This is a genomic window from Pseudorhizobium halotolerans (genome assembly GCF_902153235.2).
Taxonomy (GTDB): Bacteria; Pseudomonadota; Alphaproteobacteria; order Rhizobiales; family Rhizobiaceae; genus Neorhizobium; species Neorhizobium flavum.
Window position 1 is genome coordinate 64251 of sequence record NZ_CABFWE030000007.1, and the last position, 16963, is coordinate 81213.

Sequence of the window (16963 nt, forward strand, 5' to 3'; positions counted from 1 at the left end):
CCGCTATCCCTTCTGGCGCGTTCGCCTGAGGTTCCTGCGGATCATGCCGATTTCGGCACCGCCGATGAGGAAGGCGACCGGGAAATAGACCGCGACCGCTAGCCCGATCAGTGCGGCAAGTGCTGCGATCTGCTGCAGAAGCGGCACCTGCGGCAAGAGCCAAGGCGACGCATATGGCAGCGCATAGATCAGTGTTGCAGCCATCACGCCCGCGGACACGATGAGCAACAGCGTTCGACGCAGGAGCGCCCATTCCCAAACGAGATCCCCTCTCCAGAGCAGGGTGGAGAACAGCAGGATCGTGTTGATCCAGCCTGCCGCAGCCTCTGCGGTGGCAATGCCACGCTCCGCCAGGATCGGGAAAAGCGTGATTGCGAGCCCTGAATTGACAATCACCGAGATGATCGTGAACCGCATGGGCGTGCGGGTATCCTCGCGCGCATAAAATCCCGGCTGGAGCGCCTTGATCATCACGAAACCCGGAAGCCCTATGCCGTAGATGGCCAGGATGGAGGCCACCACCGTTGTGTTCTCTGCAGAAAAGGCACCCCGCTCGTAGAGCACGCGGATGATCGGTTCGGACAGAACCCAGAGCCCCGCAGCGGCCGGCAGGGTCATGAACAGAACGAACTCGAGCGACCGATTTTGAATGCCGGCTGCCTCCTTCATGTGGCCGGCCTTCAGCGCCCGCGACAGTTCCGGCAGCAGGACCACACCCACCGCCACGCCGACCACGCCCAGCGGCAACTGATAGATGCGGTCGGCGTATTGAAGCGCGGCGATCGCCCCTTCCTTGCCGGATGCGATTGCCTGGCCGATGATCTGGTTGATCTGCGTGATCCCGCCGGTAATCGCCGCAGGCACGGCAAGAACCAGAAGTCGCTTGACGTTGGGCGTCATGCGCGGGCGACGAAATCCGATGCTGATGCCCGCGTGACGAACACCGAAGTAGACCACGGAAAGCTGGAGCACACCCGCGACGAGGACACTCCAGGAGAGATACCAGGCAGTCGCCAGAGGATCGGCACCGCTCCACCATGCATAGGCGAGCGCTGCGATCATCACCACGTTGAGGAAGACCGGCGCGATCGCGGCGGCAAAGAAATGATGCAGCGAATTCAGCATGCCGCTCATCATCGCCGTCAGCGACATGCACATGAGATAGGGGAACATCACGGCTGCCAGCCGGACCGTGAGCGCCGATTTCTCCGCGTCACCGGCAAAGCCCGGAGCGATGATCCAATCCACCAGCCAGGGCATGGCCAGTTCCATGGCAATGGTGATCAGCAGCAGGGCCGAGAACAGGACGCCGAACACCTCCTCCGAGAACCGCTTGGCGCCTTCCACCCCGTGCGTCTCGATCTCCTTGGAAAAGAGCGGCACGAAAGCGGCGTTGAACGCTCCCTCGGCAAACAACCGCCGGAAGAGGTTGGGAAAACGAAATGCCGCGTAGAAGACGTCCGCCATCGGGCCGGTGCCGAGCGCGGCCGCCATCATCGTTTCCCGGGCAAAGCCGAAGATACGGCTGCCGAGGGTTGCACCACCGACCGTTGCGAACTTGCGGACGAGGCTCATGCGTCGGCCTTTGGTCGACGCGGAGCGGCCTGGACCCGCCGGGCGGGCATGGGAGCCGGCGCGATGATTCCGGAGGGCATGCCGCTCCGCAGTTCGTCCTCCTGCTCGGCCATCACTGCCTTCAGACGCGCTGAAATATTGCCCTGCCGGTTCTCGTTGGTGATCTTCGTACCAAGCAGGTCGGTCACGTAGAATGTATCGATCACCTTCTCGCCAAAGGTGGTGATACGCGCCGAGTGGATGTCGAGCGACAGGTCAGCGAGAACAGCGGTGATTTCCGCCAGAAGCCCCGGACGGTCGAGGCACTCGACCTCCACGACGGTGAACTTGTTCGACAGGCCGTTGGATATGATCACCGAGGGCGGGATGTCGAACATCTTGTTGCGTCGCTTCGCCTTCGCGCGCGTAGCGATCACTTCCGGCAACCGCTTCTTCCCCGAAAGCACGTCCTCGATCATCCGCCCGATCGTGGCCGCCCGGCGAAGCTCGTCTTCATCGACTGGGAACTCTCGATTGATGAGGATCGTGTCGAGCGCGCGCCCATCGGACGTCGTGAAGATCTGTGCGTCGGCAATATTGGCTCCGGCTGCGGAGCAGGCCCCTGCGATGACGGAAAGCAGCCGGGGGTGGTCCGGTGCAAGAATGGTGATCTCGGTGATGGCGTGGAAGGAATGGGTCCGGACCGTGGTCGCCAGTGCCTGCCGCTTCTGATCGGCCTCCCCTATGAAGCGGGTATGGCGAACCTGGTCTTCCAGCGGCACCGACAGAAGGTAGGGCGGATAATGCAGCCGCGAATAGACCCGCCGGTCCTTCTGGTTCCAGTCAGCAAGTGCGTCGTAGAGCTCCTGCTCGGCCTGCTGGGCGCGCTCCTTGCGCGAAAGTTCCGAGAAGCCGCCGGAAAGGAGAAGCTCGGTTTCGTAGTAGAGCGTGCGCAGCAATTGCCCCTTCCAGCCGTTCCAGACACCCGGGCCGACCGCACGGATGTCGCAGATCGTCAGGATCAGCAGAAGCTTCAACCGGTCCATGGACTGGACCTTCTCGGCGAAGTCCGTGATCGTCTTGCGGTCGTGGAGGTCGCGGGTCTGGGCTGTCATCGACATCAGCAGATGCTCCTCGATCAGCCACGCGACCAGCTCCGTCTGCTTGGTGTTGAGGCCAAAGCGGGGGCAGAGCTTGCGGGCGATGCGGGCGCCTGCAACGGAATGATCCTCCTGGCGCCCCTTGGCGATGTCGTGAAGCAGGACAGCGACGTAGAGAGCCTCCCGCTCCTCGACTGAGGGCATCAGCTTGTTGGCAAGCGGATGGATATCCGCCGCCCTGCCATTGTCGACCTCCGACAGAGCATCGACAGAACGGATCAGATGCTCATCCACCGTATAGTGGTGATACATGTTGAACTGCATCATCGAGACGATGCGACCGAAATCGGGGATGAACCGCCCCAGCACGCCGGCCTCGTTCATGCGGCGCAGCATTAGCGCAGGTTGCCGGCGAGACGTCAGCATCGAAATGAAGAGGCGATTGGCCTCCTCATCCTCCCTCACCTCGTTGCCGATGAGGGAGAGCGAACGGGTAACGCGTTTCAATGCATCCGGGTGAAACTCAAGCCCATGGATGTCGGCAACGTGAAAAAAGCGGATGATGTTGACGGGATCGCGCTTGAAGACATCGGGATCAACCAGGGTGATCCTGCCGCGATCCTGGACGAACTCCACGGTTCCGGGAATCTTGTGCACACGCTTGGTGAAGCGCGAGATCACCCGCTTCAGGCCAGGCGCTTCCTTTGCCTGCTCGTCCTCAAGCGCCGCGCAAAAAATCCGGGTCAGGTCGCCGACGTCCTTTGCCACCAGGAAGTAGTGCTTCATGAAGCGCTCGACGGCAGAAAGGCCTGGCCGCGAATGATAGCCGAGACTTTCGGCGATCTCGCGCTGGATGTCGAAGGACAGCCGCTCCTCCGCCTTGCCTGTCAAAAAGTGCATGTGGCAGCGAACAGCCCAAAGGAAGTCTTCTGACTTCTGGAAGACCTTCCATTCATGGCGAGAGAGGACGCCCAGCTTGATCAGTTCCTGCGCGTTGCGGATGCGGTAGTAGTATTTGGCGATCCAGAAGAGCGTATGGAGGTCTCTCAGACCGCCCTTGCCTTCCTTGACGTTCGGCTCCACGAGATAGCGGGTATCGCCGGCCTTCTGGTGGCGCAGGTCGCGTTCCGCGAGCTTGGCGGCGACGAACTCCTCACCCGTTCCGGCGACGATCTCCGCGTCGAACCGCTTCTCCAGCTCCGCCACCAGCGCCTCGGCGCCGCAGACATAGCGGCTTTCGAGGATCGCCGTGCGGATCGTCATGTCCGTCTTGGAAAGCTGGATGCACTCCTCCACCGTGCGGGTTGCATGGCCGACCTTGAAGCCCATGTCCCAGAGGACATAGAGCAAGAATTCAATCGCCTTCCGCATGGCGTCGGAGTTCTTTGCAGGCAGCAGGAAGAGCAGGTCGATATCCGAACCGGGCGCCAGGGTGTCACGGCCATATCCGCCGACAGCCGCGACCGCGATGCTGCTTGCCTCCGGTTGGAGGGTCTCTGCCACCGCCACATGCAGGACCTGGATCACCTGGTCCTGCAGCCATGAAAGGCGCTGGGCGCAGGCGAGACCACCGCCATCCTCGTCCAGCAGCCGGCGGATCTTCTTTCGGCCCTCGGTGCTGGCACTCCTCAACACCGCAAGCACCGCAGCGCGCCGATCCAGTGCCGACTTGCCTTCGTCCTGCAGAGCCGCAAGACAATCTGCCCGCAGCGCTTCCACGTCGAGGATATCGGAGAGATCGATCGCGTCCTGAACCATTTTATCCCGCTGATGCCGGCCTGAATGGAGCCTATATCCGCTCCGCTGCGGACTGGCCAATACTAATCATCATTCGCCGTTCACACTTCGTGTGCCGGAGAATGACTGGCATTCCTCAGTCGCGCGGCAGTTGCTTGCGCAGCGCATAAAGCGCCTCAAGCGCCTCGCGTGGTGTCATGTCGTCCGGATTGATCGCCTTCAAGGCTTCTTCCACCTTCGATGGCCCGGCCCTCCGCTGTTCCTCGCGCCGGACGGCCACCTGAAACAGCGGCAGGTCATCGATTAGCTGGCTCGCCGGGTTCTTTCGGTCGGAATCCTCCAGCTTCGTCAGCACGTCCCTTGCCCGCGCGACCACGGAGGCGGGCAGGCCGGCAAGACGGGCGACCTGGATCCCATAGGAGCGGTCTGCGGCACCCGGTCCGACTTCATGGAGAAAGACCACTTCTCCATCCCATTCCTTGACCCGCATGGTGGCGTTTGAAAGCCGGTTCAGCTTCTCCGACAGAACCGTCAGCTCATGGAAATGGGTAGCGAAGAGCCCGCGGCATCGGTTGATCTCATGCAGATGCTCGACCGCCGCCCAGGCAATGGAGAGACCGTCGAAGGTAGCCGTGCCCCGGCCGATTTCATCGAGAATGACCAGCGAGCGATCGGTCGCCTGGTTGAGGATGGCAGCCGTCTCGACCATCTCCACCATGAAGGTGGACCGGCCCCGGGCGAGATCGTCGGAGGCTCCGACGCGGGAAAACAGCCTGTCGACCACCCCGATATGCGCGGACGACGCCGGAACAAAGGATCCCATCTGGGCGAGGATAGCGATCAGCGCATTTTGCCGAAGAAATGTCGACTTGCCCCCCATGTTGGGGCCCGTCAGCAGCCAGAGAGCCCCGAACTCCCCGTCCTGCGAAGGCGAGAGATCGCAGTCATTGGCAATGAAGGGGCCTTCCGACTGCCGCCGCAGCGCCTGCTCCACGACCGGATGGCGGCCGCCTTCGATCGCGAACATGCGAGAGTCGTCCACCGTCGGCCGGCGATAGCTCCATTCTTCCGCGAGCAGGGCGAGAGCCGCTGCCACGTCGATGACGGCGATCGCACGCGCGCCCTTCTTGACGGCCTCGGCCTCACCGATGATCGCCTCGACCATACGGTCGAAAGCGGCCAGTTCGATCGCCAGCGCACGATCGGCGGCGTTGGCGATCCGGCTTTCGAGATCTGCGAGTTCCGTCGTGGTGAACCGCATCGCATTCGCCATCGTCTGGCGATGGATGAAGCGGGCCTTCGCCTCCGGACCGTCAGTCATCGGACCGACACTGCCCGCAGTGACCTCGATGAAATAACCCAGCACGTTGTTGTGCTTGATCTTCAGGGACCGGATGCCGGTTTCCTCGGCGTACTGCAATTGCAGTCCCGCAATCACGCGCCGGGACTGGTCGCGCAGGGCGCGGACCTCGTCGAGTTCGGTATCGGCGCCTTCGCGCAGGAAGCCGCCGTCGCGCTTCAGGAGCGGCAGGTCATCGGCCAGCATCTCCGCGAGCCGCGGCTCCAGGCTTGGCGGGAGGGAGCGAAGATCCTCCAGCGCTGTAGCTAGTTCCTCCGGCAGCATCGATTTCTCGAGGAAGGATGCGACGGCACGAGACACCTCGAGGCCGCGACGTATAGCGCCCAAGTCACGTGGGCCCCCTCGATCGAGCGCAAGGCGCGAAAGGGCCCGCGGCATGTCCGGCACATGCTTCAACGCCGCCCGGAGCTCGGAGCAGAGCGACGGCTCGTCGATCAGGAAGGAGATCGAATCCAGCCGGCGGTTGATCTGCAGCGGGTCGGTCAACGGCGACATCAGTCGCTCGGCGAGCAGGCGGGCACCGCCGCCGGTCACTGTCCGGTCGATAGCCTTTAGCAAGGTGCCGTCCCGGTCACCGGACAGGGTCCGCGTCAGTTCAAGATTGCCGCGGGTGGCCGGGTCTATGAAGAGCGTCGAGGCGGCGCTCTCGCGCTCGGGGATGCCAAGTGGTGGCCGCTCGGATATCTGCGTCTTCTCCACATAGGCGACCGCGGCCGCAGCCGCCGCCATTTCTGCCCGTGAAAAGCTGCCGAAACCGTCAAGGGTGGCCACACTGAAATAGCGGGCAATGCGCCCTTCGGCGCTGGCGCTGTCGAAGAGAACGCTCGGCTGCGGGACCGCAACCTTGCCCAGAACATCGAACACAGGCTTCAGTTCGGCATCGTGGAACATGGTGTCCGGCACGATCAGTTCGCGTGGATCGATCCGCAGGATGTCGGCGAGAAGTCGCGACTGATCGGTCTCGGCGAGCCGGAAGACGCCGGTCGAGATGTCGATCCAGGCTAGCGCCAGCTGAGGATCGGCTCCGCCACGAATACGTGCGAGCGCCATCAGGTAGTTTGGTTCCGAGGGAGAAAGCAGCTTTTCCTCGGTCAGCGTTCCCGGCGTCACGAGCCGGACGACGTCGCGCTTCACCACCGATTTCGAACCGCGCTTCTTCGCCTCTGCCGGATCCTCGACCTGCTCGCACACCGCCACCCGGAAGCCGAGCGAAATGAGCTTCTGCAGGTAGTCGTCGGCGGCGTGGATGGGAACGCCGCACATCGGGATGTCCTGGCCCATGTGCTGTCCGCGTCGGGTCAGGGTGATCCCCAGCGCCCGGGACGCCTCCACCGCATCTTCGAAAAAGAGTTCGTAGAAGTCTCCCATCCGGTAGAAGAGGAGCGAATCCGGGTTGTTCGCCTTGATCTCGATATACTGCTCCATCATCGGCGTTGCCGATGCGCGGCTTTCTGCCGTGGCCAGCTCAGCCGTGGTCAGCGCGTCGATGGAGAATCTTTCAAATTGCGTCACGGAACCGGTTTTTTGTTGCGCAGGGGAATTGCCGACACTATCGATGTTGGCCCCGGAAAGACAACAGCCGCAGCAGCCAGAAGAACGGCTGCCCACAGGAAGCTGGGAGGAGGAATGCCAGTGAACGAGAAGGCCGCCCGAACGCGCACATCCGTCACGGAAAGCGAAGCGCTCGCCTTTCATGCCGAGGGCCGGCCCGGCAAGCTGGAAATCAACCCGACCAAGCCGATGGCGACGCAGCGGGATCTATCTCTGGCCTACTCCCCCGGTGTCGCGGTGCCGGTCAAGGCAATCGCCGCCGATCCCGCCACCGCCTACGACTATACCACCCGTGGCAACATGGTGGCGGTGATCTCCAACGGCACGGCGATCCTGGGCCTTGGCAATCTCGGCGCGCTGGCGTCGAAGCCTGTCATGGAAGGGAAGGCCGTCCTCTTCAAGCGCTTCGCCGATGTCGATTCCATCGACCTCGAAGTCGATACGGAGAATGTCGACGAGTTCGTCAACTGCGTCCGCTTCCTCGGCCCCTCCTTCGGAGGCATCAATCTCGAGGACATCAAGGCGCCCGAATGCTTCATCATCGAGAGCCGCCTGCGCGAGATGATGGACATTCCCGTCTTCCATGACGACCAGCACGGGACCGCGATCATTGCTGCCGCCGGCCTGGTCAATGCCCTGGAACTGACTGGGCGGGACCTCAAAAATACCCGACTCGTCTGCAACGGCGCCGGTGCTGCCGCGATCGCCTGCGTCGAGCTCATCAAGGCCATGGGCTTCAACGCGGACAACATCATCCTCTGCGACACCAAGGGGGTCATCTACCAGGGCCGCGCCGAGGGAATGAACCAGTGGAAATCCGCTCATGCCGCCAAGACGGACAAGCGGACGCTGGCGGAGGCGATGGACGGTGCGGATGTCGTGTTCGGGCTTTCGCAGAAGGGCGCCTTCTCCGAGGAGATGATCCGTTCGATGGCCGACAGGCCGATCATCTTCGCCATGGCCAATCCCGACCCGGAGATCACGCCGGAGGAAGTGGCCCGCATCCGCGACGACGCAATCATGGCGACCGGCCGGTCCGACTATCCGAACCAGGTCAACAACGTCCTCGGGTTCCCCTATATCTTCCGTGGTGCGCTGGACGTGCGGGCGACACAAATCAACGATGCAATGAAGATCGCCGCCGTGCGGGCGCTGGCGAACCTGGCGCGCGAGGACGTGCCGGATGATGTCGCGGCTGCCTACCAGGGCAACCGGCCGATATTCGGATCACAGTACATCATCCCCGTGCCATTCGATCCGCGGCTGATTTCCGCCATTCCGGTCGCGGTTGCGGAAGCAGCAATGGAGAGCGGCGTCGCACAGGGGAATATTCCCGATCTTGCCGCCTATGCGCGGGAACTATCGGCACGGCGCGACCCGATAGCGGCGACGACCCAGGGCATCTACGAGCGCGTGCGGCGCTTCCCCAAGCGCGTCGTCTTCGCCGAGGCCGAGGAGGAGCAGGTGATGCGGGCCGCAGTCTCTTTCGCCCATCACCAGCTCGGCACCGCCATCCTGCTCGGTCGCGACGACGTCATCCGCACGACCGCGGAAAAGGCAGGGATCGACCTCGAACGGCCGAACATCGAGATCGTCAACGCACGCATCTCGACGCGCGTAGATGCCTATATCGATCATCTTTATGAGCGCCTGCAGCGGAAGGGCTTCCTGTTGCGGGACGTGCAGCGCCTGATCCACAACGACCGAAACCACTTTGCCGCGACCATGGTGGCAGTCGGCGACGCGGATGCGATGGTCACAGGCACGACCCGGAACTACGCGACGGCGCTGCAGGACATTCGCCGCTGCATCGACACCAAGCCGGGCCACCGCGTCATCGGCGTGTCACTTGCCCTGTCCCGTGGCCGGACCGTCTTCGTCGCAGATACGGCGGTTCACGATATGCCGACGGCAGAAGAGCTCGCCGACATCGCCGTGGAAGCTGCCCGGGTCGCGCGCCGCATGGGCTACGAGCCGCGCGTGGCCCTGCTCGCCTATTCTACCTTCGGCCAGCCGACGGGGGAACGTTCCGAGCGTGTGCGGGAGGCGGTCAAGATCCTCGACCGTCGCCGTGTCGACTTCGAGTATGATGGCGAGATGGCCGCCGACATCGCACTCAACCCGCAGCGGATGGAGCAGTATCCCTTCTGCCGCCTCTCCGGCACGGCCAATGTCCTGGTGATGCCGGCCATCCATTCGGCATCCATCTCGACACGCATGCTGGCGGAACTGGGCGCGGCGACCGTGATCGGACCGCTTCTGGTCGGGCTCGACAAATCGGTGCAGATCACGTCGATGGGCGCCAAGGATTCCGACATCGTGAACATGGCGGCGATCGCCGCCTACAACGCGGGAAGTTAGCGGTCAGCTGGCAAAACGTCCGGCATCGGCGCCATAATAGTTGATGTAGCGGTTCGAGATCGCGGAAATCGGCAACACGACCAGCACATCGGTCGTGTTGAAAGCCGCGTCCACCACCGCGCCGTCGCCAATCATGGCGCCGAGGCGAAGATAGCCCTTGATCAGCGGCGGCATGGCCGCCAGCGCCTTGCGCGTGTCTATCCCTTCAGGCGGCACGAGGTCCATCTCCCGGCGCAGGTCCGGGCGCGCCGCTACGGCCCATTCGCCCTTCGCACCCACATTGTGCTGGAGGAAAGACAGCGCCAGGGCATGCTCCTCCGGATGGATCCCTGGAAAGGAGGCGCAGCCGAACATGGCAGCCATGCCGTGCTTCAGCGCATAGGCCCAGTTGCCCTGCCAGAGGAGTTCTACTGTCCGCTTCGTCCGATAGGCCGGCAGGACGCAGGAGCGACCCAGTTCCATGAACAGCTTGTCGGGATGACGCGCAAGCAACGGCTCGATCTCGAACTCCGAGGCGCTGTAGAAGCCGCCATGGGACATGGCCACCTGATGGCGCAACAGGCGGTAAGTGCCGACGATCTGATCCTCGATCTCACCTTTGATGGCGCGATCGATGACGAGGAGGTGGTCGCAGATGGCATCGAAGGAATCGACGTCACGGCGAAGGCGCATCGCCTCCGGGGGCAGTTGTGCCTTCATCTCTTCCACGAAGACGCGGTAGCGGACGGCCTGTGCCGCATCCACTTCACGCGCCGTCCGCGCAAGCCGCGTTTCCAGGCTGCCGATCCGTCCAAGGATCTCATCGGCCGGCTGCTGAACCAAAGTCTGGCTGGGGTTCGCGTTCACGTCATGCTTCAGAAGGTCTAGCGCCATGGCGATTTGCCCCACAGGTTCAACTCACCGCCGTATAATCATCTTCCCGCAACAGAAAAATGACAATGGGTGTCACAATAGGTTGGGGCAGAGCCGCCCGTCAATGCAGTTCCGTTGGCGCCACCTTACGCGAGGCCAGCTGTTCGACCAGTTGCAGCAGATGCTGAGGATCCGTGGGCTTCCCGAGCCGCGCGCTTATGTCGAGTGCTTCCGAACCGACCAGCGACTGTCCTGAAGCATCTCCGGAAAGCACGATGACCGGCGTGGCTGAAAGCCGGTTCAAACCTTCATGCCGCCGCAGTTCCGACAATGCCTCCATGGTGGGCATGCCCGGCATGTGAAGGTCGGTGATAATGACATCGGGGCGACCGTCCGGTATCACGGCATGATCGAGAATCGATCTTGCATTGTCGACGATATCCACCCGATGGCCTCTTTTCCTCAGAGCAGCACTGACCAGTTTCGCTCCTACGGGATCATCCTCTGCGACAAGAACATGTAGTCTCGACACTGCAGGTGGGCTCACCGCTTCCGTTGTCGATCCGGCCGGGAGACTCGCTTCTTCACGGCTCCGGGAACCATTGAGGCGGCCGGACAGGACATCGATCAGTGATTTCTCACGCAGCGGTCGTATCAGCCATGCGTCATAGAGTTCCTGCGGCTGCGAGGCCCGCTCTTCCGGGTTGACGAGGAGGATGCGGTGCAGCGGACCGGTGCCTTGACCGCCTACCGACTGGGCCGCCAGCCGATGATCGACAATGAGATCGGTAAAGGGCGTCAGCGCGGAATCGCCCGTGAGCAGCTCGGCTGCATCCGCCGTACTCTCGACATGGCGGCAGGTCCCCCCCAGCGTTTCAATCGTCGCGACGGTTGCCGTGGCCGCCGGCCCGGCTGGTGCCAGCAACAGCACCCTATTGCGCTCCAGCAAGCTCCCTCGCCGGGTAGCGCCCGCCGGCGCATCCTCCGCAAGCCTCAGCGGGAAACGGATCGTGAAGGTGGTGCCCAGGCCAGGCTCGCTCGCCGCCGAGAGACTGCCGCCGAGTTCGCGCAATATATGAAGCGCTATGGCAAGCCCGAGACCTGTTCCGCCACTGCGCTGGGCGGCATCACCCATCTGCTCGAACTCACGGAACAGCCGCATCCGCGCATCGGCGTTCATTCCGGGGCCCGTGTCGGCGACGGCGATGACGATGTCGGAACCTTCCGTGCAGACGCTGATCAGGACGCCGCCGCGTTCCGTGAACTTCACGGCATTGCCGATCACGTTGAAAAGCACCTGCCTAAGACGGGCGGGATCGAACTCAAGCAGTTCCGGTACGTCTGCAGCAACCGTCGCGGCGAGCTCTATGCCCTTCTCATGCGCGCGCGGTGCGAGCATTTCCACGACTGTCTCGATCTGTTGACGAATGCTGGCGGTCCGGTTGTTGAGGCGAAAGCGTCCCGCTTCGAGCGTCGAGAAGTCTAGGAGGTCTTCTACGAGTTGGGCCAGCGCATGCCCCGACTGGCGGATGCCGCTCAGATAGTTCTGCTGTTCGGCGGTAAGCCGCGTCTGTCCGAGAAGATGGGTCATGCCGAGGATGCCGTTCAGCGGCGTTCGCAGTTCGTGCACGACCGTGGCAATCTGGCGGGATTTTGCGGCGCTTTCCGCTTCTGCGTCACGCAGCCGCCTGCCGGAAATGCGATCTATCAAGACCGAGCAGCTGTCACGCAGCCGCGGCAGGCGATCCTTCAAGGTGGCAAAGGGGAAACGCATCGGAAATGGCCCGGCACAGTTTCCCCGAACATTGCACCTGCAAAGCTAACAAATCTCTACTCGCTCTCGCTGGCGCGGGCAGCCTTCCGCGACCCCAGCAGCTCATCCAGGATGACCAGGGCAGCCCCGATCGAGATCAAACTGTCGGCAAGGTTGAAGACGGCGAAAGACCAGGTCTGCGTATAGAAGAGAATGTAATCGATCACGTGGCCATAGACGAACCCATCGATCAGGTTGCCGATCGCGCCTGCGACGATGAGGGTGAATCCGAGATGGGCGAAACCACGTTCCCCCGGCGTGCGGCGCCAGAGCCAGAGCACGAACGCGACAATGACGACCCGCATGCCGATGATGAACTCCCTCTCCATTCCCGACAGGAGAGAGAAGGCGACGCCGAGATTGTAGGTCCGGTAGAGCGCCAGCATCGGCAGGACGGGAACCGCCTCTTCCAGCGGCAGATAGGCTTCGACCGCAAGTTTGATCGCCTGATCCAGCACGACGGCAATGACGATAAGCACTCCGGCGACGAGCGGACGTGAGAACCTGGAAGCAGTCGCTACCATCATCCGGCGTCCTCCAGCTTCAGGAGATGACGGCGGGCCTCAAAGAGCATGACCGCCGTCGCGACCGCAAGATTGAGGCTGTCTGCCCTGCCCTGCTGTGGGATGCGCACCAGTCGATCTGCGGACTTCGCCAGTGCCTCGGGAAGACCTGATTGTTCATTACCCATCAGCAGGACCGTCGGTTTCTTTTCATAATTGACTGTCCGATAGTCAACCGCACCGGCGAGATGGGTTGCGACGACCTGGGCACCCGAACGCTTCTGCCACGCAAAGAATTCCTCGGTCGTCGCTCTGGCGAGGGGGACCGCGAAAACGGATCCCATCGTGGCGCGGACGGTTTCCAGCGAGAAGGGATCGGTACATTCCCCGATCAGGATCACGCCAGAGGCACCGGCCGCGTCCGCGGTGCGGATGATCGTGCCCAGATTGCCCGGATCGCGGACGCGATCGAGGGCCACGTAGGTCACGCCTTGGCTCGGCCGGAGGTCGTCAAGCGGCGTCCAGCGCTGCTCGAAAATGCCGACCACCATTTGCGGATTGTCCCGCCGCGTGATCGAGGAGAGAACCTTCTCGCTTACTTCCAGCACGAGCCCCCCCTTGGCGACTGTGCGGGCAGCTACCTGTTCCACCAGAGGCTTTCCCTTGGCGGCCTTCGCATAGACGAGGATCCGGATAGTCCAGCCCAGTTCCAGCGCATCGATGACCAGCTTCAGCCCTTCTGCCATGAAGGTCCCGCTCTGCTCGCGATCCTTCTTGTTGCTGAGCGCCTTGATATCCTTGACGATCGGGTTTGAGAGGCTGGTCACCTCTTTTACCTGGCCGACGCGCCGAGAACCCTCGTTGTGGTGGTCATTGATCATTCGCGCACCCAGCGACTGAATAGGGATGTTGACAGTGCACGGCCGACAGCACCGCCGTCGATTCCCGTTTCGCGGATAACCAGTTCTCCCGATTCCACGACACCGCCCGCGCCGCGCATGGTCTCGCGCATCAGTTCGTGGATCGAATAAAAGCTCGCCCGGATCGAATAGGCGGTCAGCACAAGGCCGACAGCGTTAGGAGACAGCAGTTCTCGGCACACGTCCAGCATCAGGGGAAGATGCTCGAACAGGTGCCAGACTTCGCCATTGGGACCTCGGCCGAACTTCGGCGGATCGGTCAGGATAATGTCGTAGTGGTTGCCTCGCCGTTCCTCCCTCTGGATGAACTTCATGGCGTCTTCGCAAATCCAACGGATCGGCGCCCGCTCCAGGCGCGACAAGGCTTGGTTCTCGCGAGCCCATCCAATCGCCTTCTTCGACGCGTCAACATGGGTGACCTCGGCGCCGGCAGCGGCCGCGACAAGCGAGGCGACCCCCGTATAACCGAAGAGGTTCAGCACCTTGAGCGGGCGACCAGCGCTCTCGACCTGCTGCTTCATCCACTCCCAGTGGACGATCTGCTCCGGGAACACGCCGACATGCCGAAAAGAGGTGAACCGACCGAGGAAATCGACGCCAAGCAGCGACAGGGGCCAGGTTTCTCCCAGCGCCTCCTTCGGAAAGCGCCAGCGTCCAATGCCGTCCTCGTCCGTATCTCCTGTGAAGACGGCATCGACCTTCTCCCAGACTGAAGGGGGGAGCGACGGCTGCCAGAGCGCCTGCGCCTCGGGCCGGACGATCCGATAAGGCCCATATTGCTCGAGCTTCAACCCATTGCCGCTGTCGATCAGGTGAAAGTCCCCGGCACCACGCGACTCCAGGATCACCGGCACGCGCTCCGACGGGCGTTCTCCGACCCGCTGGATGAGGGGCCGCTGTGGCGCCGGCTCGGCCGCCGCTCGGCCGCCAGCGACAGATCCTCCCTCGCGCTCTCCCTTTACCGGCCCGCCGGGACGGGGGCGCGCGGAACGCGGGCTGCCGCTCGTGCCGGGTCTCCGCTCCGTGCGTTTTTCCCTGTTTTTCACTGCACATCCGATCGGTTGACGTTTCGCTGCAAATAGCAATTGCCCCGGCAGTTGGCAAAGGGCTTTAGAGCCGGCGAGGGTCACCGGAGACCTTCTACTCTGGGGCGTCCATTAGGGATGCGTTGACTTTAGAGGTTCACAGGCGTAGAAGCCCGCCGCAATTGCAACGGACAAAGCAAGCACCCTTACCCACTCCCCATGCCTCCTAAAAACATCCCGGTGCCGCGTGAAGCGCTTGGATGAGGTGGATGGTTGGCGTAGACTGAAACACGCAAGTCACGATAAGAAGGAACCAATCCATGAGTGTGCGTGTATCTGGTAAACAGATGGAGATCGGTGAATCGTTCCGCCAGCGGATCGAGGACCAGATCGGCGAGGCTGTCGCCAAGTACTTCGACGGGGGGTACGCAGGTCAGGTGATCGTGGAGAAATCCGGATCGCGTTTTTCGGCCGATTGCAAGATACATCTCGATACCGGCATTGTCCTGCATGCAGCAGGCCAGGCGAACGATCCGCAGCTGAGCTTCGATGCCGCCGCAGAGCGCATCGAGAAGCGCCTTCGGCGCTATAAGCGCAAGCTGAAGGACCATCATGGCGGTTCCCACGGCAACGGCCAGGAAATCGCTTACACCGTCATGGATGCCATTCCGGAAGAAGACGAGGAACTGCCAGAGGATTTCGCGCCCACCATCGTGGCGGAAAGTTCCAAGCAGTTGCGCACGATGTCGGTCGCTACCGCCGTCATGGCCCTGGACATGACCGACGAGCCGGTTCTGCTTTTCCGGAGCCCCGGCAAGGAAGACCTGAACATCGTCTATCGCCGCAACGACGGCAATATCGGCTGGATCGACTCCACCAATATCAAAGGCTAACGATTCTGGGAGAGCGTCGGCGACGACGCTCCCTCCACCTTGCGGTGGTAAAAAGGAAGAAGAGAATGGCTTTGGCAGATCTGCTACAGCAAGATGCGATTATTCCCGCCCTAAAAGTGAATTCCAAGAAGCAGCTGTTGCAGGAGTTGGCCTCTAGGGCCTCCAAGCTCACCGGGGTTGCCGAGCGGGAGATCTTCGACGTCATCCTGCAGCGGGAACGGTTGGGTTCAACCGGCGTCGGTCACGGCGTGGCCATTCCGCATGGCAAGCTCAACAGTATTTCGTCCATTAGCGGTGTCTTCGCGCGGCTTGAAACGCCCGTCGATTTCGAAGCGTTGGACGATGAACCCGTCGATCTCGTATTCCTTCTGCTTGCTCCCGAAGGGGCAGGAGCGGACCACCTCAAGGCGCTTTCGCGGATCGCCCGAGTGTTGCGCGACCAGGAACTGGTCGCGAAGCTTCGCCAGACGGATTCGGCATCGGCGATCTACGCCTTCCTGAACCAGGAACAGGCAACCGCCGCCTGACAACAGAGCTGAGAACGAAATAGCCGCCCGGCGCGTATGGCAGCGGGCGGCTATTTTGCTTTTACGGAAAGGTTGTCAGCCGTTAGTTGTCTCGCTCTCGCCGGGGGCGGTGGTTGCGTCGATCTTCGGCCCTCCCTTCGAAACGCCCACCATGGCCGGCCTCAGGACACGCTCACCGATCGTGTAACCCGCCTGAACCACCTGGAGAATGGTGTTGTTCGGCACTTCGGGATTGGGGATCTCGAACATGGCCTGGTGGAAGTTGGGATCGAACTTTTGGCCCTCGGCGTCCATCTTCTTCACGCCGTGGCGTTCGAGCGCAGACAGCATCGAACGTTCGGTCATTTCCACGCCTTCGAGCAGCGAGGTCAGGCTCTGGTCGGCCGCGGCACGAATTTCGGCCGGGACGGCATCGATCGCCCGACGGAGATTGTCGGAGACGGCCAGCATGTCGCGCGCGAAAGCGGCGACCGAATAGGACTTTGCGTCCTTCACATCGCGTTCCGTACGACGACGCAGGTTTTCCATCTCGGCGGCCATACGCAGGAAACGATCACGAAGATCGGCATTTTCGGCCCTAATTGCCTCGATGGGATCAGGCTCGGCGGTCTGAGATTCACCACCCTCAACCGTCTCCTGATCCTGCTGCCCCGATGCTATAGCCTCGGCAGCATTTTCCGCGGCGGTTTCGTGCGTTCCCGCGTCAGGTCCGGTTTTCTTTGTCTCGTCGGTCATGACCTTCTCCGGTATCTTCGTTCACAAAGTCG

12 protein-coding genes are annotated in these 16963 nt (G+C 62.3%); 3 read left to right on the forward strand and 9 right to left on the reverse strand.

The annotated features are described in order from the left end of the window. Positions 1–3 precede the first annotated feature (3 nt). The 3 genes from murJ to mutS all read right to left on the reverse strand — a co-directional run bounded on the left by murJ (position 4) and on the right by mutS (position 7179). Entirely contained in the window at positions 4–1575 is a 1572-nt protein-coding gene (murJ, locus tag FN060_RS13225; RefSeq protein ID WP_142588541.1) for a murein biosynthesis integral membrane protein MurJ, read from the reverse strand. Continuing rightward, complete coding sequence (locus tag FN060_RS13230) at positions 1572–4412, reverse strand: [protein-PII] uridylyltransferase (protein WP_142588542.1); 2841 nt, start codon at positions 4410–4412, stop codon at positions 1572–1574. Before FN060_RS13230 ends, murJ begins: the two co-directional genes overlap by 4 nt. 115 nt (positions 4413–4527) lie before the next feature. Beyond that, positions 4528–7179: a DNA mismatch repair protein MutS gene (gene mutS / locus FN060_RS13235; protein WP_142588650.1), complete on the reverse strand. Its 2652-nt coding sequence runs from the start codon at positions 7177–7179 to the stop codon at positions 4528–4530. 198 nt (positions 7180–7377) lie between these two features. On the opposite strand from mutS, the gene FN060_RS13240 reads away from it, so the two are divergent. Beyond that, positions 7378–9663: an NADP-dependent malic enzyme gene (locus tag FN060_RS13240; RefSeq protein ID WP_142588543.1), complete on the forward strand. Its 2286-nt coding sequence runs from the start codon at positions 7378–7380 to the stop codon at positions 9661–9663. A gap of 3 nt (positions 9664–9666) precedes the next feature. Here the strand turns inward: FN060_RS13240 and olsB are convergent, their stop codons facing one another. The 5 genes from olsB to FN060_RS13265 form a co-directional block, all read right to left on the reverse strand. Continuing rightward, positions 9667–10536 carry a l-ornithine N(alpha)-acyltransferase gene (gene olsB / locus FN060_RS13245; protein ID WP_142588544.1) on the reverse strand — a complete coding sequence of 290 codons (870 nt, stop codon included), beginning with the start codon at positions 10534–10536 and terminating at the stop codon, positions 9667–9669. Positions 10537–10636: 100 nt separating this feature from the next. Next, the gene (locus FN060_RS13250) at positions 10637–12289 is read right to left on the reverse strand and encodes an ATP-binding response regulator (RefSeq protein ID WP_142588545.1); all 1653 of its coding nucleotides are present in this window, start codon (positions 12287–12289) and stop codon (positions 10637–10639) included. 56 nt (positions 12290–12345) lie between these two features. Further along, a complete protein-coding gene (gene lspA / locus FN060_RS13255; RefSeq protein ID WP_183949986.1) occupies positions 12346–12855 on the reverse strand; it encodes a signal peptidase II in 510 nt (169 codons plus the stop codon). Next, positions 12852–13712 (reverse strand): TrmH family RNA methyltransferase, encoded by an 861-nt coding sequence (locus tag FN060_RS13260; protein WP_142588546.1) that lies wholly within the window; start codon positions 13710–13712, stop codon positions 12852–12854. Before FN060_RS13260 ends, lspA begins: the two co-directional genes overlap by 4 nt. After that, positions 13709–14797, reverse strand: coding sequence for a class I SAM-dependent methyltransferase (locus FN060_RS13265; protein WP_244665809.1), 1089 nt, complete (start codon positions 14795–14797; stop codon positions 13709–13711). The genes FN060_RS13260 and FN060_RS13265 overlap by 4 nt, the downstream gene beginning before the upstream one ends. Before the next feature lie 299 nt (positions 14798–15096). Between FN060_RS13265 and hpf the strand changes: the two genes are divergently transcribed. Together hpf and ptsN are read left to right on the forward strand one after the other, a co-directional pair. Continuing rightward, positions 15097–15669, forward strand: a complete 573-nt coding sequence (hpf, locus tag FN060_RS13270; protein ID WP_052636606.1) for a ribosome hibernation-promoting factor, HPF/YfiA family — start codon at positions 15097–15099, stop codon at positions 15667–15669. Between the two features lie 65 nt (positions 15670–15734). After that, complete coding sequence (gene ptsN / locus FN060_RS13275) at positions 15735–16196, forward strand: PTS IIA-like nitrogen regulatory protein PtsN (RefSeq protein WP_052636604.1); 462 nt, start codon at positions 15735–15737, stop codon at positions 16194–16196. 75 nt (positions 16197–16271) lie between these two features. Here the strand turns inward: ptsN and grpE are convergent, their stop codons facing one another. After that, the gene (grpE, locus tag FN060_RS13280; protein WP_142588547.1) at positions 16272–16931 is read right to left on the reverse strand and encodes a nucleotide exchange factor GrpE; all 660 of its coding nucleotides are present in this window, start codon (positions 16929–16931) and stop codon (positions 16272–16274) included. Between the last annotated feature and the right edge of the window lie 32 nt (positions 16932–16963).